17 protein-coding genes and 1 tRNA gene are annotated in these 19,644 nt (G+C 61.4%); 8 read left to right on the top strand and 10 right to left on the bottom strand.

The features are described 5' to 3' along the window. Window positions 1–194 precede the first annotated feature (194 nt). Window positions 195–1,718 (top strand): MFS transporter, encoded by a 1,524-nt coding sequence (locus ACFWXH_RS05760; RefSeq protein WP_379118249.1) that lies wholly within the window; start codon window positions 195–197, stop codon window positions 1,716–1,718. On the opposite strand, the gene ACFWXH_RS05755 is transcribed toward ACFWXH_RS05760, so the two are convergent. Further along, the gene (locus tag ACFWXH_RS05755) at window positions 1,715–3,253 is read right to left on the bottom strand and encodes an NAD(P)H-hydrate dehydratase (protein WP_379118247.1); all 1,539 of its coding nucleotides are present in this window, start codon (window positions 3,251–3,253) and stop codon (window positions 1,715–1,717) included. The genes ACFWXH_RS05760 and ACFWXH_RS05755 overlap by 4 nt on opposite strands. 301 nt (window positions 3,254–3,554) lie before the next feature. On the opposite strand from ACFWXH_RS05755, the gene ACFWXH_RS05750 reads away from it, so the two are divergent. Together ACFWXH_RS05750 and glnA are read left to right on the top strand one after the other, a co-directional pair. Next, window positions 3,555–3,893, top strand: a complete 339-nt coding sequence (locus ACFWXH_RS05750; RefSeq protein ID WP_054311525.1) for a P-II family nitrogen regulator — start codon at window positions 3,555–3,557, stop codon at window positions 3,891–3,893. Window positions 3,894–3,950: 57 nt separating this feature from the next. After that, window positions 3,951–5,360: a type I glutamate--ammonia ligase gene (glnA, locus tag ACFWXH_RS05745; protein WP_379118245.1), complete on the top strand. Its 1,410-nt coding sequence runs from the start codon at window positions 3,951–3,953 to the stop codon at window positions 5,358–5,360. 211 nt (window positions 5,361–5,571) lie between these two features. Here the strand turns inward: glnA and ACFWXH_RS05740 are convergent, their stop codons facing one another. Further along, entirely contained in the window at window positions 5,572–6,978 is a 1,407-nt protein-coding gene (locus tag ACFWXH_RS05740) for an APC family permease (RefSeq protein WP_379118243.1), read from the bottom strand. 145 nt (window positions 6,979–7,123) lie between these two features. Between ACFWXH_RS05740 and ACFWXH_RS05735 the strand changes: the two genes are divergently transcribed. The 4 genes from ACFWXH_RS05735 (at window position 7,124) to ACFWXH_RS05720 (ending at window position 12,039) form a co-directional block, all read left to right on the top strand. Then, window positions 7,124–7,726 carry a TetR/AcrR family transcriptional regulator gene (locus ACFWXH_RS05735; RefSeq protein WP_379118241.1) on the top strand — a complete coding sequence of 201 codons (603 nt, stop codon included), beginning with the start codon at window positions 7,124–7,126 and terminating at the stop codon, window positions 7,724–7,726. A 35-nt stretch (window positions 7,727–7,761) separates the two neighbouring features. After that, window positions 7,762–8,922, top strand: coding sequence for a P1 family peptidase (locus ACFWXH_RS05730; RefSeq protein ID WP_379118239.1), 1,161 nt, complete (start codon window positions 7,762–7,764; stop codon window positions 8,920–8,922). Between the two features lie 226 nt (window positions 8,923–9,148). Further along, entirely contained in the window at window positions 9,149–10,687 is a 1,539-nt protein-coding gene (locus ACFWXH_RS05725; protein ID WP_379118237.1) for an undecaprenyl-phosphate glucose phosphotransferase, read from the top strand. Continuing rightward, on the top strand, window positions 10,684–12,039 hold the full coding sequence (locus ACFWXH_RS05720) for an O-antigen ligase family protein (RefSeq protein WP_379118235.1): 1,356 nt from the start codon (window positions 10,684–10,686) through the stop codon (window positions 12,037–12,039). Before ACFWXH_RS05725 ends, ACFWXH_RS05720 begins: the two co-directional genes overlap by 4 nt. Window positions 12,040–12,108: 69 nt before the next feature. On the opposite strand, the gene ACFWXH_RS05715 is transcribed toward ACFWXH_RS05720, so the two are convergent. The 7 genes from ACFWXH_RS05715 to ACFWXH_RS05685 all read right to left on the bottom strand — a co-directional run bounded on the left by ACFWXH_RS05715 (window position 12,109) and on the right by ACFWXH_RS05685 (window position 16,725). After that, window positions 12,109–12,185: transfer RNA gene (locus tag ACFWXH_RS05715), tRNA-Pro, on the bottom strand. A gap of 124 nt (window positions 12,186–12,309) precedes the next feature. Further along, window positions 12,310–12,849 (bottom strand): MerR family transcriptional regulator, encoded by a 540-nt coding sequence (locus tag ACFWXH_RS05710; protein WP_101934524.1) that lies wholly within the window; start codon window positions 12,847–12,849, stop codon window positions 12,310–12,312. Window positions 12,850–13,044: 195 nt separating this feature from the next. Next, the gene (locus ACFWXH_RS05705) at window positions 13,045–13,368 is read right to left on the bottom strand and encodes an integration host factor subunit alpha (protein WP_054311518.1); all 324 of its coding nucleotides are present in this window, start codon (window positions 13,366–13,368) and stop codon (window positions 13,045–13,047) included. A 100-nt stretch (window positions 13,369–13,468) separates the two neighbouring features. Next, complete coding sequence (locus ACFWXH_RS05700; RefSeq protein WP_379118232.1) at window positions 13,469–14,440, bottom strand: beta-ketoacyl-ACP synthase III; 972 nt, start codon at window positions 14,438–14,440, stop codon at window positions 13,469–13,471. A gap of 6 nt (window positions 14,441–14,446) precedes the next feature. Beyond that, the gene (plsX, locus tag ACFWXH_RS05695) at window positions 14,447–15,517 is read right to left on the bottom strand and encodes a phosphate acyltransferase PlsX (protein WP_054311516.1); all 1,071 of its coding nucleotides are present in this window, start codon (window positions 15,515–15,517) and stop codon (window positions 14,447–14,449) included. A 104-nt stretch (window positions 15,518–15,621) separates the two neighbouring features. After that, window positions 15,622–16,173 carry a YceD family protein gene (locus tag ACFWXH_RS05690; protein WP_379118229.1) on the bottom strand — a complete coding sequence of 184 codons (552 nt, stop codon included), beginning with the start codon at window positions 16,171–16,173 and terminating at the stop codon, window positions 15,622–15,624. Between the two features lie 12 nt (window positions 16,174–16,185). Then, window positions 16,186–16,725, bottom strand: coding sequence for a ubiquinol-cytochrome C chaperone family protein (locus ACFWXH_RS05685; protein WP_379118227.1), 540 nt, complete (start codon window positions 16,723–16,725; stop codon window positions 16,186–16,188). A gap of 122 nt (window positions 16,726–16,847) precedes the next feature. Between ACFWXH_RS05685 and ACFWXH_RS05680 the strand changes: the two genes are divergently transcribed. Beyond that, window positions 16,848–17,357 (top strand): outer membrane protein assembly factor BamE, encoded by a 510-nt coding sequence (locus tag ACFWXH_RS05680; protein ID WP_054311596.1) that lies wholly within the window; start codon window positions 16,848–16,850, stop codon window positions 17,355–17,357. 92 nt (window positions 17,358–17,449) lie between these two features. Here ACFWXH_RS05680 and ACFWXH_RS05675 read toward each other — a convergent pair whose 3' ends face one another. Then, window positions 17,450–19,588 carry a sodium-translocating pyrophosphatase gene (locus ACFWXH_RS05675; RefSeq protein ID WP_379118225.1) on the bottom strand — a complete coding sequence of 713 codons (2,139 nt, stop codon included), beginning with the start codon at window positions 19,586–19,588 and terminating at the stop codon, window positions 17,450–17,452. Between the last annotated feature and the right edge of the window lie 56 nt (window positions 19,589–19,644).

Raw genomic sequence — 19,644 nt, 5'->3', positions numbered from 1 at the left:
CGCCGCCGAGGTCGCGAACGGCGTTTAGCGGACAGATTTGCGTTTCCGTTCATTGCGGTTCCCGCGGCTGAGGCAGAGTCATTCTACGACTTCCTGTCCCTCCTCGCATAGTTCTAACGATTTCAAAAAGCTTCTCGTATTGACCGACGGTCGGTCAGAATATATTGTTGAGCAAAATCATCAGGATTAACCCCATGCCATCAACGCACAGACGCGGTCTCGTCGCAGCCGTCTACCTCGGCACGTTCATGGCAACGCTGGCCATCAGCATCGTTACGGTCGCTCTTCCAGCCATTCAGGCAGCACTCAGGACCGACCTTTCCGGGCTGCAATGGGTGGTGGGTTCCTATGCACTTTGCCTTTCCGCCTTTATGTTGTCGGCCGGACCGATCAGTGACCGCTATGGACGCAAACGCGTCTGGCTGATCGGCGTCGCGCTGTTCTCGATTGGATCGGTGATCTCGGCCGCGGCTTCGTCGCTTGGCATCCTGATCGCCGGCAGCGCGTTGCAAGGCATTGCTGGTGCCCTGGTCATTCCCGGCGCATTGTCCATCCTGACACAAGCATTTACCGATCCTGCACAACGCGCCCATGTGATCGGTGGCTGGGCCTCCTTCAGCGCGGTATCGCTGATCCTGGGACCAATGCTCGGCGGCCTCCTGGTCGACAATGTCGGCTGGTCGAGTATCTTTCTGATCAACATACCGATTGGCGTGCTCACGATAGCGCTCGGCCTGAGGGGCATCACCGAGAGCGCGGATCCCGATCACGCCGCGCTCGATCCCGCAGGGCAGGCGCTGTCCATCGTCTTTCTCGGCGCGCTGACCTATGCGCTGATCAACGCGGGCCATGCCGGCTGGACATCCCTGAAGACTACGATTGCGCTTGCGATAGCGATTGCCGGGCTCATCACTTTCATCGCGATCGAGCTGCGTGCGGCGCGCCCGGTGCTGCCTGTCGATCTCTTCCGCGACCGCACATTTGCCGCCATCAACTTCGCTTCGTTCGCACTCGGCTTTTCGGGCTACAGCAGCCTGTTCTTCTTTTCCCTGTTTCTCCAGCAAGTGCAGGGCTTGTCGGCAACGGCGACGGGATGGCGCATGGCTCCAGTCTTCATTGCGATGGCGCTCACCTCTTCCTTGTTCGGCAAGTTGTCATCCTGGTGTGGAACCCGCTGGCCGATGATTGTCGGCTATGCCCTGCTCGGCGGTTCGATGCTGGCGATGGCGCTGTTTACGCCGGGTACCCCCTACTCGATCGTTGCGGTTGTTTTCGCGATCCTGGGCATAGGCATGGGTCTTGCCGTGCCCTCCACCGGTGCAGCAGCCATGGCGGCCGCACCACGAGAAAGAAGCGGAACAGCCTCGGCCACGATGAATGCCCTTCGCCAGGGAGGAATGACGATCGGCATCGCGCTGCTCGGCACGCTGATGAGCGCGCGCGCCATCTCCTCAATGACGGACTATCTGTCGAGCACGAATACAGCCGATACAATTGGCTTCGCGACAATCGCGGTCAGGCAGCACGCGATGCCCGCTGGCCTCGATATGGCGCCCGAATTGTTCCGATCGCTGCTCGCCGAAGCCATAGGCCAGGGTTTTTCCCTGGCGGTCGCCTGTGCCGGAGCATTCGGTCTGCTGGCATCGGTCATACTCGTGGTGACTGGACAGCGGACGATCAGGGATCGCAATCCGAACCTGGCGGTCGATCGCAGCTAATGCTGCGAACCGCTCACGGAATCTTGCCCGGAAAGCGACTTGATCACCGGCGGCAGAGCAGCCGGCAAATCCTCAGCGATCAACCCCAGACCGAAGCGACTGCCGGCTTCGGCGTGCAGCCACACGCCAGCGCAAGCAGCCTCGAAGGCCGGCATGCGCTGCGCGATCAATCCCGCGACAATGCCGGCCAGCACGTCGCCGGAGCCAGCCGTTGCCAGCCAGGGTGCGCCGTTGGCGTTGATCGCGGCGCGGCCGTCAGGCGCAGCAATGACCGTATCGGCGCCCTTGTAGATGACGACCGCATGTGCCGCCGCGGCCGCCGCGCGCGCCTTGCCGAGCTTCGACAGGTCGTCATTTCCAGCAATGTCGGAAAACAGACGCGCAAACTCACCTTCGTGTGGGGTCAGCACCAGCGCTGGAGCCTCGGGACGGGCGGCCGCTTCGAACAGCCATTGCGGCGCGTCGCGAAAGGCGGTGATGCCGTCGGCGTCGAGGACGATCCCCTTTGCGCCGGCCTCAGCCAAGCGGCCGCCGGCTGCCAATATGGCCAGCGCGAAATCACGAGCTTTTTCGCCGACGCCGAAGCCTGGGCCCAGCACGAAGGCCGAGGAACGCCCTTCGCCCAAGACCGCCGCAAGCTCGGCGACATCATCGACCTTGCGCAGCATGATCGAGGTCAGATGCATGGCATTGACCGCGAGAGCATTGCCTGGAGAGAACACTGTCACGGCCCCTGCTCCGGCGCGCGCCGCCGCCAAGGCGGAGAGTCGTGCCGCACCCGTTGAGGTCGGACCGCCGGAAAAGATGCCGACATGGCCACGACGGTATTTATGTGTATCGACCGCGGGGGAAGGAAAGGCCCGTCGCCACAGGGACGGCTGATTCTCGGACGTGATTACGGCAAGGGATTCAATGACATCTGGGGAGATGCCGATGTCGGCGACGATCAGCTCGCCGCACAGCTCTCGGCCCGGCATGAGCAGATGGCCGGGTTTCTTGCGTGCGAAGGTGACGGTGAGTGTCGCACGAAAAGCATCGCCCAACACCTTGCCACTTTCGCCCGACACACCGGACGGCAAGTCGACAGCGATGACCGGCAAGCGCTTGGTCGCAACAAGGGCGACCGCGCGCGCAGCGGCATCGACCAGCGGCTTCGACAGGCCGGCGCCATAAAGCGCGTCGATTATGAGTTCACCGGCTTCGGCGTCGAAATCGGCAAGAGGCCGCTCTGGTACGGGACATTCGGCAGCTGCTATCGCCGCATCGGTACCATCGCGTGGAGCGCCCGATGCCCAGAGTGAAACGGCGATGCCGCTTTCATGCAGGATCTTCGCCGCCACATAGCCGTCGCCGCCATTGTTGCCCGGCCCGGCCAGCACATGAACGCGCTTCGCGTCCGGAAAACGCTCCAGCGCCACGGCGGCAACGGCCCCGCCGGCATTGCGCATCAACCCGATGCCGTCGAACGGTCCTGTGGCGATCGCCAGCCGATCTGCCTCAGCCATTTCGGCGGGCGTGAGCAATTCGAGGTTCATGTGACATCTCCCATTGGCGCCCGCATGGACATTCGAACAGTTTGGGATAGGAGGCAAACATCCAATTTATGTGCACGTTGCACAAAGATTAGGCAAAGCATTGAAAGTTCGCTGCCTCGCGCTTTGGCAATACGGGTTGCTCATGACCAAAGCAGTGCCGCAAAACCGTTCCCGCCATGAGATCCCAAAGAAAATTCACCGCCGAGCTACCCCATCACGGCAATTGGCACGCTTCATGCTTGAAGGATGCGCGAGCGGGACCGACAACCCGTTTTACCGGCAGTGGAGGCCCTATATCGACATGAAAAAGATCGAAGCGATCATCAAGCCTTTCAAACTGGATGAAGTGAAGGAAGCGCTTCAGGAAGCCGGCCTGCAAGGCATCACCGTCACCGAAGCCAAGGGCTTCGGCCGGCAGAAGGGCCACACCGAACTTTATCGCGGCGCCGAATATGTCGTCGACTTCCTGCCCAAGGTGAAGATCGAGGTCGTGCTCGGCGACGAGTCCGTCGAAGTCGCCATCGAGGCGATTCGAAAGGCCGCTCAAACGGGGCGCATCGGCGACGGCAAGATCTTCGTCTCCAATATCGAGGAAGTTGTACGTATCCGCACCGGCGAGACCGGGCCGGACGCAATCTGACGCTCCGCCCCACCATTTTAGTTTTCAAGTTTCAACGTCATCACACAGGAAAGAGACATGACGACAGCCAAAGACATCTTGAAGCAGATCAAGGATAACGACGTAAAATTCGTCGACCTGCGCTTCACCGACCCGAAGGGCAAGCTCCAGCACGTCACCATGGACGTCGCCGAGGTCGAAGAGGAAATGTTCGCCGACGGCGTCATGTTCGACGGCTCCTCGATCGGCGGCTGGAAGGCGATCAACGAGTCCGACATGGTGCTGATGCCGGACACCGACACGGTCCACATGGATCCGTTCTTCGCTCAGTCGACCATGGTCATCCTGTGCGACATCCTCGACCCGGTCTCCGGCGAGGCTTACAACCGTGACCCGCGCGGCACCGCCAAGAAGGCTGAGGCCTACATGAAGGCCGAAGGCATCGGCGACACCATCTTTGTTGGCCCGGAAGCCGAATTCTTCGTGTTCGACGACGTCAAGTACAAGGCCGATCCGTACAACACCGGCTTCAAGCTGGACTCCTCGGAACTGCCGTCCAACGACGACACCGACTATGAGACCGGCAACCTTGGCCACCGCCCCCGCGTCAAGGGCGGCTACTTCCCGGTTCCGCCGATCGACTCGTGCCAGGACATGCGTTCGGAAATGCTCACCGTGCTGACCGACATGGGCGTGCGCGTCGAAAAGCATCACCACGAGGTGGCTGCCGCCCAGCACGAACTCGGCATCAAGTTCGACACGCTGGTGCGCAACGCGGACAAGATGTTGCTCTACAAGTATGTCGTGCACCAGGTCGCCAACGCCTACGGCAAGACGGCCACCTTCATGCCGAAGCCGATCTTCGGCGACAACGGCTCGGGCATGCACGTGCACATGTCGATCTGGAAGAACGGCAAGCCGACTTTCGCGGGCAATGAGTATGCCGGCCTGTCGGAGAACTGCCTGTACTTCATCGGCGGCGTGATCAAGCACGCCAAGGCGGTGAATGCCTTCACCAATCCGCTCACCAACTCCTACAAGCGCCTGGTGCCGGGCTACGAAGCTCCGGTTCTGCTCGCCTATTCGGCACGCAACCGTTCGGCGTCTTGCCGCATTCCGTTCGGCAACTCGCCGAAGTCGAAGCGCGTCGAGGTTCGTTTCCCCGATCCGGGCGCGAACCCCTATCTCGGCTTCGCGGCGCTGTTGATGGCCGGCCTCGACGGCATCAAGAACAAGATCCACCCTGGCCAGCCAATGGACAAGGATCTGTACGACCTGCCGCCAAAGGAACTGAAGAAGATCCCGACCGTGTGCGGCAGCTTGCGTGAGGCCCTGCAGAGCCTCGATAAGGATCGCGGCTTCCTGAAGGCTGGTGGCGTTTTCGACGACGACCAGATCGACGCCTTCATCGAACTCAAGATGGCCGAGGTGATGCGGTTCGAAATGACCCCACATCCGGTCGAGTTCGACATGTACTACTCGGTCTAAGCGGTTCTCATCGCTGGATAAAAGAACCCCGGTCGTTCGGCCGGGGTTTTTCTATGGCGAGGTGGCGATGCAAAAACGCCACGCCCTGCCCGCCAACCAGCCTTCTACTAACTCAGACTGGTCATCGGCAGACCGAGTGCTGGGCCGAAAGCAAAAAAAGACCCCGGCCTTGCGGCCGGGGTTATTGCTGGATTTGTCGAAGGAGGACGACTTATCCGGCAATCTCTTCGATTTCTTCCGGCGCATGCAGCGTCCAGTCCGCGCGCCGCGCCAGGAACACCACATAATAGATTGCCGCCACGGCCACGATCGCCAGCGTCGCCATCAGGCTTGGCCGTCCGAAAGCCGCATCGAGCCAATTCTGATAGGCGACATAGACCAGCGCCACGAAGGCGAGGATTGGCGGCAGCGGGAACAACGGCATGCGGTAATGCCCTTCCGCGGTAGCGCCGTTGCGGCGACCGGCAACCGCGCCCAGGCACAGCAGCGCATAGATGACGACCAATGAGGTACCCGAGACCACCAGCAACAGATTCAGGTCGATGAAGCATGCAATGGCTGCGAGAACCGAAACCACGATGGTGGCAACCCAGGGCGAGGCATAGGTGCCGTGCACGGAAGCAACCGCGTTGTTGATCGGCCCGAACCAGGTCTTGTCGCGGCCGGAGGAGAACAGAAGACGTGATGCCTGCAGCACGATGGCGATCACTGCGTTGAATATGGCGACGGCAATCGCCAGGCTGACCAGAACGGTAAGCGTATGACCGCCCCGGGCATCGAGGAAATACTCGATCTTGGCGGGCGCCGCGAGCAGCGCGGTGAGATCGGGCGAGCCGAGCAGCACGGCGGTAAGCGGGATCAGTTCCGCTGCGACCGTGATGACCAGCGCCCACAACACGACCTTGCCGATGCTGCGCTTGGCGTCCTGCGTTTCCTCGCCGAAATAGGCGGCAGCGCCATAGCCGTTATAGGCGAAGATGGCGACGGCCGTGGCAGCCAGGATCAGTCCGGTCGAGGCCGGCACCAGCGAGTTCGTCGCGGCATCGAGGATCTGCGGCGAGGTGAACAGGCTGGAAAGCGGTCGTTCGATGTTGATGAAGCCGAGCACGACCAAGATCAGCAGGGCCAGCATCTCGATGCCGAGGAAGATGCCGGTAACGAAGGCGTTGAGCTTTATGCGCAGTGCCGCCACGATGCCAGCCAGGACGATCGTGGCCACGCCGACCCATTGCGCGCTGAGATTGGGCAACAGCACGCCCAGATAGGTGCCGACGCCCAGCGCCACCACCGCAATGATGAGCACGATGGAGACGAAAACGAGCACCAGCGTGACAAACCCCCAGAAGCGGCCAAGCGTGCGACCGATCATGGTGTATTCGCCACCGGCGGTCGGATAGGCCGAAGACAATTCGGCATAAACGAAGGCCATGAACAGGCCAATGATGGCGGCGAAGAGGAATGACAGGAACGAGCCCGTGCCAGCCAGTGCGATGACACCGGGTACGATGATGAAAACCGACGATGCCGGCGTCACCGCCGACAACACGATCATCAGCGTGCCCAGTCCGTTGAGTGCGCGGTCAAGCCCTCCGCTTGACGGCGAATCCTGTGATGGCATCAAGCCCTCCCATTTTGATATGATTAAAATAACGTTCCCATCAAAACGCTACGCTTGAGTCGACATTTCGTCAACAAACTTCCATCAAAGCCACTTGCAATGCTCATGACATCGATTTTAATTTGAACATCGTTCAGGAGGAAACATGAGCCGACCCGTCGCCCAAGCCGAACGCCGGCTTACTCTTATCAATGCGGCCGAAACGATGATCGCCAAGCATGGCCTCACCGGCGTAACGCTCCGCGCCGTCGCCAACGAGGCGGGCATGAGTTCAAGCGCCGCGCTTTATTACTATCCGGGCCTGAAGGATCTTCTGGATGATGTGCAGAAACAGGCCGTGGAGCGGTTCTGCACGGTCAGAGCCGTGGCGATCGCGCAGATCTCGGACCCGCGCGAACGTCTTAGGGCCATGATCCGCACCGGGATTCCGGAAGATCCCGGCGACCGGCTCTGCCGACTGCTGATGGAGCTAGGTGCCTATGCCCGCTCCGATGCCGCCTATGCTGCGCGCCACATCACTCTGTTCGAGCGGCAGGTCGCCATCTATGTCGGCATCCTGGAAGCGGGTGCCATCACCGGCACGTTCAAGCTTGCCGATACCAGCGACACGCTGGCGCGCAGCCTCGTCGTTCTCGAGGACGGCCTCGGCCTCCACCTTCTGAACGTCGTGCCGGCGGTCGACTATCCGACTGCCCTTCGCATCCTCACAGCCTACGCCGAGACGGCGACAGGTTGCCGCCTTTCCTGATCGTTTCTGAACAACCGAACTCAAGGACAAATCGTATGAGTGAGACCTCGCATGTCACGCCCGCTGGCAAACCGCGCGGCCGGGCGCTCGGCATTCCCTTCACCGGCAATCCGGGCCGCTTCAATGCGATCACCGACGTGCCAACGGTCGAGGTCGGCTACACCACACTGGTTTCAGGCGACGGCAAGATGGAAATCGGCAAGGGGCCGGTGCGCACGGGCGTCACCGCCATTCTGCCGCTCGGACGCGAAGGCGCCGGCCAGGCGATCGCCGCCGGCTATCATTCCTTCAACGGCAACGGCGAAATGACCGGCGTGTCATGGCTGGAAGAAGCCGGCGCACTCAACATGCCGATCCTGATCTCCAACACCCACGCCATCGGCCCTTGCCATCGCGGCACAATCGACTGGATGGTGCGCAACAAGCCGGAAGTGGCCAGCCAGTGGATGCTGCCGGTGGCAGCGGAAACTTGGGACGGCTACTTGAACGACATCAACGGGCCACATGTGACCAGCAGCCATGCCGTCGCTGCGCTCGACGCAGCGACGAACGGCCCGATCGAAGAAGGCTCGGTCGGCGGCGGCACCGGCATGAACTGTTATGCTTTCAAGGGCGGCAACGGCACCGCTTCGCGCATCGTCAACTACGGCCATCGTGACTATACGGTCGGTGTCTTCCTGCAGACCAATTTCGGGTCCCGCAACGAGTTGACCATTGCCGGCGTGCCGTTGGGCATGGAACTTGCGGACGACAACCCGATGGAAAGCTTCGCGGCCAGCCTGCCGGCCGGCGCCGGCTCCTGCATCGGCATCGTCGCCACCGATGCCCCTCTCCTGCCCGGCCAATGCAAGGCACTCGCCCGGCGTGTGCCGCTGGGGCTCGCGCGCACCGGCACGGCCGGCTCGCATTTCTCGGGCGATATCTTCCTGGCCTTCTCAACCGGCAATCGCGATGCGCTGAACGGCCGTTTCCCGAGAGGTGAGCCCGACGCCGGCACCTACAGCCACATGGATTTCATTCCCTGGGGCCGCATGGACGATTTCTATACCGCGGTCGTGCAGGCGACCGAGGAAGCCGTCGTCAACGCGCTGGTCGCCAATGCCGAGATGATCGGCCGCGATGGCCACCGCAGCCCAGCATTACCGCACGACCGGGTGATGAAGGCACTGCGAGCGCGTGGCGTCGTTGCAGGCTGACAAGGCGACGCATCTCTACCAAAACAACAGCGTGCCGGCCCTCGCCGACGCACTGCCCAAGCAGGCCCATTCATGAGCCCGAACTGATTCGTGCTTTCGCGACAAGCCTCCGGCATTCTGCTAGCATGCCAGCGGCGGCACCCGTCTGAAAGTTTGAACTTAAAAGGTTCCGGGAAGGGAATATTAGCTCTCCTGTGCTAGAGAGAGCCAGCTTGGGGACTATTCCATGAACAAAAGCGATCCGGCGAGCCGCTTTTCAGCCGATGCGGTGCGCAAGTTCGAAAATCCGGCCGCGGACAAGGCGTCCCCTGGCGGTTTGAGCGAACTTGCCCGCCAGGTGGCCGCTCAGTACCGCAGCGACACCATGTCTCCGGTGATGGTCATCGGCACGCTGCGCCTGATCGAATTTTCGCTGCTGTTCCTGTCTGGCCTGACCCTCTACGTCTTCTACGAAGGCTTTTTCCGGAATCTCGCCTGGCAATACACGCTGACCTTTGCTTCCGCCTCGCTGCTTGCGATCGTGCTTCTCGAAATTGCCGACTGCTATCAGGTTCCCCGGCTGCTCAGGCCTGTTTCCAATTTCGGCCGCTTGTTGTCGATCTGGGCTGGCACCTTCGCCGCCCTCGCCGTCGCCGCGTTCTTCCTCAAGATATCCGAGGATTATTCGCGACTTCTGTTCGGCACATGGTTCATTGTCGGCTTCGCGCTCACCTTCCTCATGCGGCTGGTTACGGCACGCCTTTTGCGCCTCTGGGCGCGCAACGGGCGCATGGAGCGCCGCGCCGTCATCGTGGGCGGCGGCAAAGCCGCAGAAACGCTTATCCGCTCCATCGAAAAACAACCCGACAACGATATCCGCATCTGCGGCATCTTCGACGACCGCGACGACAGCCGGTCGCCGCCGGTGGTTGCCGGCTATCCCAAACTCGGCACCATCGCGGAACTGCTCGAATTCGCCCGTGTCGCCCGGATCGACATGCTGATCGTGTCACTTCCCATCTCTGCGGAAGCACGCGTGCTGCAGCTTTTGAAGAAACTCTGGGTGCTGCCGGTGGACATCCGTCTTTCAGCGCATACCAACCAGTTGCAATTCAGGCCGCGCTCCTACTCCTACATCGGCTCGGTGCCGATGCTCGATATTTTCGACAAGCCGATCAACGACTGGGATTCGGTCGCCAAGCGTGCCTTCGATATCGTCTTTTCGGTCCTCTGCATCATCGCCTTCTCGCCGATCATGCTGGCGACGGCGATTGCCATCAAGCTGGACAGCAAAGGGCCTGTGCTCTTCAAGCAGACACGCCATGGTTTCAACAATGAGGAGATCGTGGTCTACAAATTCCGCTCCATGTATGCGGACAAGTCCGACCCCAGCGCCAAGAAGACCGTGACCAAGAACGACCCGCGCGTGACCCGCGTCGGCCGCTTCATCCGCAAGACCTCGCTCGACGAGCTGCCGCAGTTCTTCAATTCGCTGTTCGGCACGCTGTCACTGGTCGGTCCGCGACCGCACGCCGTCGCCGCCCAGTCGCACAACCTTCTCTATAACGAAGTGGTCGATGGTTATTTCGCCCGCCACCGCGTCAAGCCCGGCGTGACCGGCTGGGCGCAGATCAATGGCTGGCGTGGCGAGATGGACACCAACGAAAAGATCCGCATGCGTACCGAGTATGATCTTTATTACATTGAGAACTGGTCGATGCTGTTCGACCTGAAGATCCTGCTGTTGACGCCGGTGCGCCTGCTCAACACGGAAAACGCCTATTGAGCGCGCTGACACATGAATTGCCATCGGGAGCGGTCAACGCCAAGCTGATCGCGCTGCTGTCGTCGGGTGCCATCATCCTCGGCATCCTGCTCTCCGGCTTCGTCATCGAGGAGCCGGCGCCCTATGAGCTCTACATGGCCGCGCTGATCGGCGTCTGGGCGTTGTTCGGCCTGCACATTTCGCGACCCGTGGTGCCGCTGCTCATTCTGCTGGTGACGATGAATATTGGCGGCATGATCGCCATGACGCAAATGGCGGACCTGTCATGGACGCCGCTTTATCTGGCCGTCTCACTGTTTCTGGCCTTCACCGCCGTTTTCTTCGCATCCGTGGTCGAACGTCGCCCCGATCTCTACAGGCTGATCTTCCTGGCCTATGTGACAGCCGCAGTTGTCACGTCGGTTCTCGGCATCGCCGGCTATTTCAAGCTTTTTCCGGGTGCGGAAATCTTCACCAAATACGAGCGTGCCGCCGGCGCCTTCCAGGATCCGAACGTCTTTGGCCCTTTCCTGGCGCTGCCCGGCATCTACCTGCTCTACCGGCTGCTGACCGGACCGGTGCAGCGCATGCCGCTGATAGCGGTGCCGCTGCTGATCGTGGTCGGCGGCATTTTTCTATCCTTTTCGCGCGGCGCCTGGGGTCTGTTCGGCGTCGCCGTCGTCCTGCTGACTGGGCTGGTGTTCCTGCAAAACACCAGTGGTCGCTTCCGGCTGCGCGTAGTGGTCATGACCCTTGCCGCACTGGTGCTGCTGATGATTGCGATGATCGTCGTGCTGCAGATCCCCGGCGTGGCCGAAATGCTGACCACCCGTGCTCAGTTGGCGCAAGATTACGACACCGCCCGGCTCGGCCGGTTTGCCCGCTATGCCATCGGCTTCATGCTGGCGCTGGAAAAGCCGTTCGGCATCGGTGCGCTGGTGTTCGGCAAGATCTATGGCGAAGACACCCACAACATCTGGCTGAAGACGCTGATGGACTATGGCTGGCTGGGATTCGTGTCCTATCTCATCCTGACGGTGTGGACGATCGTTGCCGGCTTCCGCCTGCTGCTGCGAAACCGGCCCTGGCAACCCTATGTGCTGTGCGCCTACGTCGTCTATGTCGGCCATATCGGGCTCGGCAGCGTCATCGACACTGATCACTGGCGCCACTTCTACCTGCTTCTCGGCCTGATCTGGGGAGGCATCGCGCTGGAATATCGCTATCAGCGCGGGTTGATTACCTTGCCAGCACCGCGCTCCGCACCGCCAAGCAGGATGGAAGCAACCGAATCCACCCCGGCGATCTCCTCGCCAGCGCCTGCCACATCGATGCGATCCGTATCGCTTCTGTCTCTGGCGCCGGCAGCGTAGCCGCTCGCAGACGCGCACGCGTGAGCGCCTCACGGCCACCAATCAACGGGATCAAGCTTTAGAGAAGAATGGTCGGAGTGGCGGGATTCGAACCCACGACCCCTTGACCCCCAGTCAAGTGCGCTACCGGGCTGCGCTACACTCCGGACCGGTCGCGATGTACGTGATAGGCTCTCGCCGGTCAACCTGTTTCGCGAGCGATTTTGCGAAGACAAAACTGAGAATTCTCAGCGGCTCATGCCAGTCGGCATTTTTCGTTCGGTTTTCCCGTCACCGCACCTGGTCGAGCAGGCGCTTGCACTCGAGCAAATCGAACAGCGCTTCCTGCAGCAATGCGCGGTTGTCACGTGAAAGCTTGCCGGAGCCTGCCTGCACAGGCCCCTCGTCGTCGGCCTTGCCGAGACCAAAGAAGCGGCGGTTGGGCTTGGCAGTTGGCTGGCCGACCAGCATCTCGTCATCGGTGCGAGGCTGCGCCGCAGGCGTCAGCGGCACTTCTTCGGCTTGACGACGCTGCGCGATCGCCTCGACGGCGGCAACGTCGCCATGGCCAATGGCGATCAGGAACTGGTTACCGTTCTCGCGCAGAAGCTTCTGCACGCCCTTGATGGTATAACCCTGATCGTAGAGCATATGGCGGATGCCCTTGATGAGCTCGACGTCCTGCGGCCGGTAATAACGGCGGCCGCCGCCGCGCTTCATCGGCTTGATCTGGTTGAAACGCGTCTCCCAGAACCTCAAGACGTGCTGAGGCAAATCAAGATCTTCGGCGACCTCGGAAATGGTGCGGAAAGCATCGGGGCTCTTGTCCATGGGCGGATCCTCGCGCTGGGCATCGGATCGGACGCGTCGTCACATGCGTTGGTCAATCCAATGCGCAAAGAACAAACGAACCGAAGATTCGACACTATCCCGTCGAATCGAAACCTATTTCAGCGATTTATCGCCTGACATTCAAGCCTGGCATCAAGTCGGAGACGGTTTTCAACCGCAGAGTCGGGCTCTTGCCTATTTGCCCGACTTCGTCTTGCCGGCCTGATGCGAGCGCAGGATGCGGCTCTTCAGCACGTTCGAGGCCTTGAAGGTCATCACCCGCCGCGGCAGGATCGGCACTTCCTCGCCCGTCTTTGGATTGCGTCCGATGCGCTCGTTCTTGGAACGGACATGGAAAGTGGCGAAAGAGGACAGCTTCACTGTCTCCCCGCGAACGATGGCTTCGCAGATTTCGTCCAGCACCGCTTCGACCAGTTCGGCCGACTCAGTGCGTGACAAACCAACCTTGCGATAAACGGCCTCAGCAAGGTCAGCACGTGTCAGTGTCTTTCCCCCCATCAGACCGTCCTATCAGCTTGTGCTCAAATGTATCGACGAAACGAGGGCGGAGCCTAAGTAATTGACTCGACAAGGTCAAGAACCGAACCGTGCGGTTCGCTCACCATCTGATGAGAACCGCACCCCAGGTGAATCCGCCCCCCATGGCTTCCAGAAGGACGAGGTCGCCACGCTTGATGCGGCCATCGGCAGCAGCGATCGAAAGCGCCAGCGGAACCGAGGCGGCGGACGTATTGCCATGCTTGTCGACGGTGATCACCACCTTCTCTTCGGCGATGCCGAGTTTCTTGGCGGAGGCGTCGATGATGCGCTTGTTGGCCTGGTGCGGCACGAACCAGTCGAGGTCGTCCGCTGTGATGCCGGCCTGCGAGAACGTTGCTTCGATTACGTCGGTGATCATGCCGACGGCATGTTTGAACACCTCGCGCCCTTCCATCCTGAGATGGCCGACCGTGCCGGTGGTCGACGGACCACCATCGACATAGAGCTTTTCCTTGTGCGTGCCGTCGGAGCGAAGGCTGGCGGCCAGAACACCGCGATCGGCAATGGTACCCGCCGCTTCGGTGGTCTCCATCACTATGGCGCCTGCACCGTCACCGAACAGAACACAGGTCGAGCGGTCGTTCCAATCCAGAATGCGCGAGAAGGTCTCCGAGCCGATCACCAGCACCCGCTTGGCCAGCCCTGCGCGGATATACGCATCGGCAGTGGTGACGGCATAGACGAAGCCGGAGCAGACCGCCTGCATGTCGAAGGCATAGCCATGGCGCATGCCGAGCCGCTGCTGGATCTCGACTGCGGTCGCGGGAAACGTATTGTTGGGAGTAGAGGTCGCAAGAACGATCAGGTCGATATCGTCAGGTGTGAGACCGGCATCGGCAAGTGCCGCCCTCGCCGCTGCCTCGCCGAGGGAAGCCGTCGTTTCGTCATCGGAAGCGATGTGACGCTGGCGGATGCCGGTACGTTGGGCGATCCACTCGTCCGACGTTTCGACCATGCCCTCGAAATCGGCATTCTTCATGATACGGCGGGGCAACGCCTGGCCCGTGCCGCGCACGACTGATCTGATCAAGCTGTTCTATCCTTCTTCGTCGACCGCGACGTCAGACTTTCTGAGTGCCGGAGACTGCGGGTTGCGGGCATGGAACAGATCGAGATCCGCTTCGATGCGATCCAGCAACCGGTTGCGCACCATGTCGTAGGCCAGTTCCACCGCCGCTGCAAACCCTGCCGAATCGGCACCGCCGTGGCTTTTTACCACGACGCCGTCCAATCCGAGGAAGACACCGCCGTTGGAACGGCTGACATCCATCTTTTCACGCAAAAGGTCGAAAGCGCCTTTCGCAAACAGATAGCCGATCCGTGCCATCAATGTCCGGCCCATGGCCGCGCGCAGGTAACCGCCGATCTGGCGTGCAGTACCCTCGGCCGTCTTCAACGCGATGTTGCCGGCGAAGCCTTCCGTCACCACGACATCGACGGTGCCCTTGCCGATATCGTCGCCCTCGACGAAACCATGATAGACAAGCGAGTTCATATTGGCCTCGCGCAGCATGCGTCCGGCCTCCTTGACCACTTCCTGGCCCTTGATCTCCTCGACGCCGACATTGAGCAGGCCGACAGTCGGCCGCTCCACACCGAAAACCGCACGCGCCATGCCGGTGCCAAGAATGGCGAAATCGACCAGTTGGTGGGCGTCCGCACCGATCGTGGCACCGACATCCAGCACCACGCTCTCGCCACGCATTGTCGGCCAGATGGCGGCGATCGCCGGCCGATCGATGGTTGCCATCGTGCGCAGGCAGAATTTCGACATCGCCATCAGCGCGCCGGTGTTGCCGGCGGACACACAGGCATCGGCGGAGTTGGCCTTTACCGCTTCGATCGCCTTCCACATCGAGGATTTCCAGCGGCCATGGCGCAATGCCTGGCTTGGCTTGTCGTCCATACGGACGGCAACCTCGCAATGGAAGAATTCACTCTTCTCGGCAAGACCGGGAAATTTCGCCAGTTCCGGCCGCACCATCTCTTCGCGGCCATAGATGACGAAACGGATGTCCGGGCGGCGGGTGGCGACAGTCTGGAGCGCCGGAATGACCACGCCGGGACCGTGGTCGCCGCCCATGGCATCAATGGAGATTTTTATCACGCGTTGTTCATCTCGTGGGTTGGCTTGGGACCATCGTGACTTTCCGGCGAAAATAGCGGTTTTGAGTCACCGCACAACCGGCTTTTGTCGTCGATCCCTGGCTTTCAGGATTTTCCGAGCAGGGATTTCAGCTTTTTCTGGAATTCACTTTCGGGTTCCGCCTCTTCCGGCGCAGCTTCCAGAGACACGCCGGGTTTGCGCGGATAAGGATCGATCGCCAGGCCGAAGAACTGCTCGGCCAGTGCGCCGACGTCGATCGTATCGCCGGTAAAGGTTTCCGGGCCGTCGGGACCATCGGCGTCGAGCAATATCTCGCCGCCGCCCTCGAACCCCTGGCGGCCCAGTTTCGAATCCTCGGGCAGGAACAGACCCTCGACTTCCTCGTCGATATGAGCTGTCACCGGCTCCAGCGTCACCACACAGGCCTGGGTGATATCGCCCTCGACGCGGCCCTTCACTTTCACGCCGTGGCGCTTCCATGGCGTGACCACGAGATCCGCCACATAGCGTTCGACGGAGACAAGCTCATGCTCCCTGGCGAGGGCCTCGCGCTGGGCTGCATCGGCCTCGATGCGCACCGGCATACCCTTTTGCGGCAGGCGCGAGACGTGCGCCTCGAACGAAACCGAACTCCGTGGTTCCTCTTGGTGTTTCATCGCAGTCATCCTTCAACCAGCGGCAGCCGGAAAGGCAAGCTCGCCGAGACAGATCGCTTTCGACGACTGCGCGGCAAGCGCCTCCCTGGCACGCAGCACATAGGCAGCCATGTCGGGCGCCTCCGGCCATTCCGCGACATCGGGGCGGACATTGCGGGACAGGGCTGTGGCGAGATCGCCTTTGTCGTCACGGTCCAGCGCATCGGCATAGGCGGCAGTGCGGCCATAATACATCTTGGCCAGTTTCTTCATGCGTTTCGGAACACCAACGTCACTGATGCCGAGTTCGCGCAGCGAATGGTCGACATCGGTGAAGAACTCGTCGATCAGCGTCTGTGCGAGCTCAGCCGGTACGCCGCTCTCGCCATGCAGCCGGTGTTGGAACAGGAACATATGCAGCGACAGCATCTCGAAACGGCCGAGTGGCGTATCGGGCACATTCCAGTGCGAATAAAAGAAAGTTTGCCGCGCCGCTGCCACGATTTGTCCGTACAGCGCCTCGACAATAGCGCGGTTGGCATGGCGTTCGCGGCCGAACAGGCGCTGAAACATTGGGGACGGTCTCCCGGGGACCTGTTTGTTAAGGCACAATTGTTGCATCGGCGGCTAAGCTGGTTTACCGGTTTTGCCGCCTCGCGCAAGCCGGTGCCCGAGAGCGGACTATGGAGTTGTCGTTGCGCGCATTGAAATTCAAGTCGACCGCCTTGGCAGGTTCTGCTTCCGTCGCCTCGATGCTTGTCATCGCAGCGGCGCTGACCGGCTGCAATTCGTCGAAGATGTTCGGGGATCTCACCCCCGGCGAAACCCTCACCCAGGGTTACATCGTCGACCAGCAAACATTGGATTCGGTTCCCGTCGGCTCGAGCCGCGAGCAGGTGCTGCTGGCGCTCGGCACGCCGTCGACCACCGCGACCTTCGACAACGAGGTCTTCTACTACATCTCGCAGACCCGCCGCCGCGCGGTTGCCTTCGCAAATCCAAGCGTCGTCGACCAGAAAGTGCTGGCGGTCTATTTCGGCCAGGACGGCCGCGTCGCCCGACTTGCCAATTACGGCCTGAAGGACGGCCGGGTGTTCGACTTCATTTCGCGCACGACGCCGACCGGCGGCAAGGACCAGAACTTCCTCGGCCAGATCATCTCCGGTGCCGGCAAGCTCAAGCCCAATCCGGCAGCCGCGCTCTAACCTCACAACGGGTTGGCGCAGCCTGTAGGATAGTCCTCAAAAGCAAAACCCGCGGGATCGCTCCCGCGGGTTTCTTGTTCAGCCGACAGGCACTAGCTGTGCGCCAGTACAGCCAGCAGCAGCAACGCCACGATGTTGGTGATCTTGATGGCAGGGTTTACGGCCGGACCGGCGGTGTCCTTGTAGGGATCGCCAACCGTATCGCCGGTGACGGAGGCTTTGTGCGCCTCCGAGCCCTTCAGGTGCTTGACGCCGTCCTTGTCGGTGAAGCCATCCTCGAACGACTTCTTGGCGTTGTCCCAGGCACCACCACCCGAGGTCATCGAAATGGCGACGAACAGACCGTTGACGATGACGCCGAGCAGCGAGGCGCCGAGGGCAGCAAAAGCCGAAGCCTTGGAGCCCGAGATCAGGAGAACACCGTAATAGACAATCAACGGCGCCAACACCGGCAGCAGTGACGGAATGATCATTTCCTTGATCGCCGCCCGGGTCAAAAGATCGACTGCCCGCGCATAGTTGGGCTTGGACGTGCCCTTCATGATGCCCGGATCCTCGCGAAACTGGCGGCGCACCTCTTCCACGATCGAACCCGCCGCGCGTCCCACCGCTGTCATGGCGATGCCGCCGAACAAATATGGGATCAGGCCGCCGAAGATCAGACCCGCAACGACATAGGGATTCGACAGGTCGAAAGAGACCGTGCCGAGATCGGAGAAGTAAGGGTATTGCGCGGAATTGGCCGCGAAATACTGCAGGTCGTTGGAATAGGCCGCGAACAGCACCAGAGCACCGAGGCCGGCCGAACCGATGGCGTAGCCTTTGGTCACGGCCTTGGTGGTGTTGCCGACAGCGTCGAGCGCGTCGGTGGATTGACGCACTTCCTTGGGCAAGCCGGACATTTCGGCAATGCCGCCGGCATTGTCGGTGACCGGACCGAAGGCGTCGAGCGCCACGATCATGCCGGCAAGGCCGAGCATGGTGGTGACGGCGATCGCCGTGCCGAACAGGCCTGCCAGCTGGAAGGTGGCGATGATGCCGCCGACGATGACGATGGCTGGCAATGCCGTCGATTCCAGCGAAACCGCGAGCCCCTGGATGACGTTGGTGCCATGGCCGGTGACCGAGGCCTGGGCGATCGAATTGACCGGACGTTTGTCGGTGCCGGTGTAGTATTCGGTGATCACCACGATCAGCGCCGTCACCAGCAAGCCGATCAGGCCGCAGATGAACAGGTTCGTGCCGGTCACGACATGCGCACCGGTGCCGATCGGACCCCAGCCTATGGTCATCGACGTGGCAGCGCCAAGACCGACGATCGACAGAATGCCGGTGACGATCAGGCCCTTGTAGAGCGCACCCATGATTGAGCTGTTGGCGCCGAGCTTCACGAAGAAGGTGCCGACGATAGAGGTGATGATGCAGGCACCGCAGATGACCAGCGGATAAAGCATCATGCTCGACAGCACATCGGTTCCGGCAAAGAAGATCGCTGCGAGCACCATGGTGGCAACCACGGTCACCGCGTAGGTTTCGAACAGGTCGGCAGCCATGCCGGCGCAGTCGCCGACATTGTCACCGACATTGTCGGCGATGGTGGCAGGATTGCGCGGATCATCCTCCGGGATGCCGGCTTCCACCTTGCCGACGAGATCGCCGCCGACATCGGCACCCTTGGTGAAGATGCCGCCGCCGAGACGCGCGAAGATCGAGATCAGCGAGGCACCGAAGCCCAGGGCCACCAGCGAATCGATGACGGTACGGTCGCCGGGTGCCAAGCCCAGCGGGCCGGTCAGTACCCAGTAGTAGACGGAGACGCCGAGCAGCGCCAAACCGGCAACCAGCATGCCGGTGATGGCGCCCGACTTGAAGGCGATGTCGAGGCCCGCACCCAGGCTGTTCGACGCGGCCTGCGCCGTGCGCACATTGGCGCGCACCGAAACGTGCATGCCTATGAAGCCTGCCGCGCCCGAAAGCACGGCACCGATCAGGAAGCCGATGGCGGCGGTACCCGACAGCAGCCACCAGGCCAGCAGGAACACGACGACCCCGACGATGGCAATGGTGGTGTATTGGCGCGCCAGATAGGCTTGCGCACCCTCGCGGATGGCCGCGGCGATTTCCTGCATACGCGCGTTGCCCTGGTCGGCCGCCAGCACGGACTGTGTAGCCCAGATGGCGTAGACGACCGAAAGCACGCCGCAGAGGATGACGACATAAAGCATGGTCATTTGCGGATTATTCCTCGATCTATGGCCCGGCAGACCTCCTCCCCAGGCCGTTCGAA

Origin of the sequence: Mesorhizobium sp. NPDC059054, from assembly GCF_042739215.1 — a bacterium.
Classification (GTDB): domain Bacteria; phylum Pseudomonadota; class Alphaproteobacteria; order Rhizobiales; family Rhizobiaceae; genus Mesorhizobium.
The sequence above is the reverse complement of the archived record's forward strand: the minus strand, read 5'-3'. Positions and strand labels throughout refer to the sequence as shown.